The organism is Salimicrobium salexigens, from assembly GCF_900156705.1.
Classification (GTDB): domain Bacteria; phylum Bacillota; class Bacilli; order Bacillales; family Halobacillaceae; genus Salimicrobium; species Salimicrobium album.
In genome coordinates, this window is sequence record NZ_FTOK01000023.1 from 1 (window position 1) to 5,046 (window position 5,046).

The 5,046-nt window shown below is 35.5% G+C and carries 2 protein-coding genes and 2 pseudogenes; 1 reads left to right on the top strand and 3 read right to left on the bottom strand.

What is annotated here, in order from left to right; genetic code table 11:
• Both BW931_RS13110 and BW931_RS13115 read right to left on the bottom strand, forming a co-directional pair.
• Positions 1 to 1,385, bottom strand: a pseudogene (locus BW931_RS13110) (tyrosine-type recombinase/integrase); the annotation flags it as partial.
• A gap of 65 nt (positions 1,386 to 1,450) precedes the next feature.
• On the bottom strand, positions 1,451 to 2,596 hold the full coding sequence (locus BW931_RS13115) for a tyrosine-type recombinase/integrase (protein WP_076572910.1): 1,146 nt from the start codon (positions 2,594 to 2,596) through the stop codon (positions 1,451 to 1,453).
• Positions 2,597 to 2,869: 273 nt separating this feature from the next.
• Here BW931_RS13115 and BW931_RS13120 point away from each other — a divergent pair.
• Positions 2,870 to 3,493: pseudogene (locus BW931_RS13120) on the top strand (DNA/RNA non-specific endonuclease); the annotation flags it as partial.
• Between the two features lie 358 nt (positions 3,494 to 3,851).
• Here the strand turns inward: BW931_RS13120 and BW931_RS13125 are convergent.
• On the bottom strand, positions 3,852 to 4,574 hold the full coding sequence (locus BW931_RS13125) for an HNH endonuclease (RefSeq protein ID WP_076572912.1): 723 nt from the start codon (positions 4,572 to 4,574) through the stop codon (positions 3,852 to 3,854).
• Positions 4,575 to 5,046 lie beyond the last annotated feature (472 nt).

Sequence of the window (5,046 nt, forward strand, 5' to 3'; positions counted from 1 at the left end):
CGGTAGCGAACAAAAAGGTATCTTTCTGGGTTGTTATCATCGTTGCTGTATTGCTTAGAACGCTCAATTAAAGCTGCAATTATATCTGCTAGATGGTCATCAATGGGTATTTTATGACCTATTACATAGGTTTTTTCTATATCTGTGGTAAGGTTTGGTTTTCCATTTATTCTACCTAAAGAATCCTGCGTCAATCCCAATGTATCACTTATGCGAAGTCCAGTTTTGAAAGCAATCCATACAATTGGCTGTACATCTGGATGAAGATCATTTAGATTATCAAACAGTTGTTCCAATACATAGTCAGGTATGTAATTAATATCATCATCTGATTTTTTAGGGACAGTAGGAATGTCTTCAGAATAAATTAGGCGATGCACGGTTTTTTTAGGTGCGAAATCTTCGAACTTCTCGAAAGTTTGAAGGTCTCTAATAAAGTTACGAATAAGCTTTAATGCCTTATTAATATAGCTTTTCGGATTGGTAAGTTTCGTTGTATGTTCATTTAACTCTTCTAGGTACTTTTCCAAATGTTTTCTTTCAAGTTCTCTCAAATCATTCCATTTAGGATTTTGTTTTGAAATTGAGTTCAAAAAATTACCAACGAACACTTTATACTGTAACGATGTACCCCAAACGAAATTTTTGCCACTGATTAGACGGCCTTTTATATATTCTTTAAATACTTTGCGAAAACTGTTGTTCTCAATTCCTAAAAAATCAATGTAATAAGAAGTTGATGAAACATTGAATCCAAAATCGTATCTTTTATTCAGCTCCCGTATATCCCATCGATCCTTCTCCCATTCATCACGAGTATCCGTTAGTCGTAAGAGTGGATTATATATCATTCGGATAGATTTGGCTGGTAACGTCTTGGCATTGATTTCTTCCCCCCTTAGAGTCGTAATATACCTTGTCTTTATTCCTTTTCGATTCAGCCAAAATATCCATAGCTTTTCCTCTTTTTCAATGTCTAAATCAAGAAGGGAAGTGAGATTTGGATGCCTTTCTTCTAAATATTCACCCAGTAATTTTACGCTATGATTTAGACCTTTAAATAAAGACCGTAATGCCCAACGGTCTGAAAAAAGTTGACTAAAAAAAACAAATTTCAGTTCCATATTGATGGTGGAACTATCGCATTCAAAGTAAAGGTTATGTGCTATTCTCTTTGTATTCGTATCTTTAAAATTAGGGACCTTGGCAATCTCATGTATATTCCAAACATCATTGACTAAAAAGTAATCATCATTTACAACTCTTCTCGCTACTTTTCCATTGTCGGATATCTCTTTAACCTCGTAAGAGGATAGGGTGGAAGCGATTAAGTCCCAATATTCACTTTTATTGGGTATTGAATTACTTGGTATGATTTTATCCAATGTTTTCTCTCCTAACATACTAATATAGCTCTAAAAAAGGGAACTACTCTGCCAGGAATACCTGATTAAAAAGCATTCTCTTTGTTCTCTATGCCTCGCCCAATTTCAAAGGCATGAGAGGCTTTCTCCCAATCCTTACGAATATCATCTTCTGAAGGATGAACATATAAGTCAATGGTTGTTTGGATTTGTGCATGACCTAGACGTTCTTGTACTGCCTTTATGTTCTTTGTTTGAAGATAAAATATAGTTCCGTGTGTATGTCGGAATAGATGTGGAGTAATATATATGCCCGTTTTCCTTTCAATCTCTTTAAAAGTGGCATAAACATCAGAATAGGTTAGAGGTTCTCCAGCGTTCTTACCACGGACCTTTACAAATACAAAGTTATGGTCAGGATTATATTCATCAAGTACTTCATACAAATAATCATCATACAAGTCCATTAGTCCCTGGGAAATATCAATCTTTCGTTCTCCTGTTTTTAACTTCCCCCCGTTTGGTAACTCTCCTTTGTTTTTTAGTTGGATTTTGTGCTTTCTTTGTACAGCGTCAAATTGAAAATCTTCAAGAAATAAGGAGAGAACTTCACCTATACGGAAGCCACTTTCAAAAAGTAATCTTACTATAAATCTATCCCTAAGATTAGTGGTAGATTTATAGATTTCATTAACTTGCTCCTTTGTAAATACCTTTACTCTTGCTCTAGGTTCGTTTAATTTGAGTACATTTTTAAAACGTGGTTTGTCTTTATTTACGTGATATAAAAAATCCTTATATCCACTTCCACCTGCACCTAGAAACATCTTCTTCATCAACTTATCTACGATTCCTGATTCAATTAATTCATTTCTGTATAGAAAATCATAAAACGATGACACTACTGAAAGATAAGTGTTAACTGTTCTTTCACTACGTTTAGCCTTCTCTTTTTTCTGAGGTAGTACTTTATTACTTTCATAAGGATTTCTGAGCCAAGCAACGAAGTCAGATAATATTTGAAAGTTAACTTGCTGATAATCAATTCCTATTTGTTCTAAATATGTAAAGTAATATTTCAAAGCTGTACAGTAAGTCTGTAGAGTATTGCTACTACTCTCCTGGTTATAGTGATATTTCATGTACTTTGCAACGGGTTCAACGGGTAATCCATTTGAATCAATTAGCAGATATACTTTTCTATTCCCAATCAATATTTGTTCTACCTTCATGAAAACATCTCCAACCAATTATAATTTACGATAGTGCTTCTCCTTATATAAGGATTACCGTTATTTTCGTTTCTTTAAGATCCTCAAACTATCGTTTCTGCGGAGTGCTGCCCTCGCACCGAAGCTACGTCCTCAAAAGGCAAACAAACGTTCCTGTATATTGTTACATTTTATACTTATTAAACCCTATATTCAACCATTATTTATTCAATTAATTATGTAAAAAAAGGGGGTAAGTAGCCTTCATAATAGACTGATTACCCAATGGAATAGTATCTTAATTTAACCAATGAGCACGGGCAGCTCGTGAAAGTCATAGCTGAAGAAATTATCCCTCAGGACGACGCCTCAGAACCTGTGTTGTCGAACGGCAGGTATTTCTGGGACGAGGCGAAGGTACCGGGAGTCGAGAGCGACACGCTTGATGAAGGACACGTCATTGCAGACTCTCTCGGAGGCGTATCCAATGCCTATAACATCACGCCTCAGGAAAGTACGCTGAACCGGCACGGAGACCAGGCATATCTGGAAGATTCGATACGAAAAGCAGGAGGTGCGACGAATTTTGAAGCCATCATTACGTATCCGTCCACCGACACGCAAACACCTTCTCATTACCAATACACCTACACCATCATGGGCAATGAGGTAGTCGATAGCTTCGACAACCTGAACCCGGACGAAGTGAACGAATCGCTCAACGAGACGACCGAAGATCCTCCGGAAGAGCCAGCGTCTCAGGAGAACGGAGAGGTATCCGAGGTGGATGCGAACAGCAATGGGCAAGTAACTATCGCCGAAGCTGAAGCCGCCGGTTACAGTATGCCGATTGTCGAAGGACATTGGTTGTATCCGTACATGCGAGATAACAACGAAAATGGAATGGTCGGGGAATAATGGTTGAAGAAGAACTCTGTTGATTCACAGACATCTCTCCGGTAGATGAAAGCATCGAAACGGAATGCGTCCAAGTCACGCCAAAAAGATGAGGCTGGACGCATTCCTTCGTCTACCTACATAAAAAACGTCCTTCCCCTTATAAAATAAGAAACGACGTTTGTAACATGTACTTTTTTTTGTGTAATATGGCTCTTTTTATCACAAGAAACTTTAAAATTACCCAAACAGGGGCGTTCTCAAAAAATAAACAGCTGATGAAGAAACTTATTTATAACGTTAACGTCCTACAACCACGTATGAATATAAACTAGAAGTTACTTTCATCATGATCACAGTAAATATTCGTTAAAACTTTTTAAAAGGAGAAAAATCCAGTAGATATATGTAAACCTGCTCCACAATCTTGAAATGTACAATTAGACAAAACACTTGAATCTCCTAGTACTGTCTTGTCAGGAAGTAAATTAATTTTATATCCGTTAAAGTACATTTCACCCCTAAGATCTACATCACCATTATTTAATTTAAGTTCTAAAAAGATATCTCCCTTATTCCTATTAATTTTCAAATGACCAGGAGAATAACTTATATCCCAAAATTCAGGGTTCTTAAAAGCTCGCCACTCATTATCAATAATTTCAGCAAGTAAAACATTAGACGAATTATAAAATTCAGCATTTAACAAAGCATTATCTTCCTCATCAGCAGTTACTGTAATTAAAGGAAAATCATCTATCACCAAAATTTTTGGTGTTCTTATATAAACATTGGAACCTACTCTCATTCTTAAATCAGTATAACTAGATAAAAAAAAGTCTTTAGATATAAATTCTTTGTTTTTATTAAAAGGATTATTTTTTGCACTTTCAATTTTACTAACAGGAATTTCAGAACAATCAGCTCGATGGTGATGCTCCGGACATAGGGGTACAAGATTTTCTTTAGTATGTTCTTTAACTTGGTGAAATGGTTGAATATGATGAAATTCTATTATTGGACTACCACACAAGACACAACCAAAATGAGCCTCTTTTCTAACATCTCTTTTTAAAGGTTGAGGGATATATCTACTACTCAACAAACCTCCCCCTTATACCAAAATACATAGATTTAAAAATCTTTTACAACTTGCATTAAGCTATTACAACAAGATAAATAATCCTCAACAAACAAATCAACCATATCTTTAACCTTACAAACAAACGATAGATATTCAACTCTAACCGTTACTAACAACCTTTTTAATTTCTTAGAAAATATTTTTACAGTTTTTTACATTTACCTCTCTTCTATCTTACTACACGTCAATCTAAATTACAAGAAAAATCAAGACTTACAAAAGCTCTTTTTCTCTTGTTTTACACAAGCATTTTAAAACTGTTTTTCTCCCCTAAAATACCTTTAAACTGAGACATGTTCCTCTGTTCCTCTATTTTTCGAGAAAACTTTTTATATTTGAATCAATTTCATAAATCTCAGCCCTTGGCCCCCAATGGGTTCAAGACGTAAAAAAGGAAGTACCTCCCCAAGTCTTGTATAATGGTGGTTCA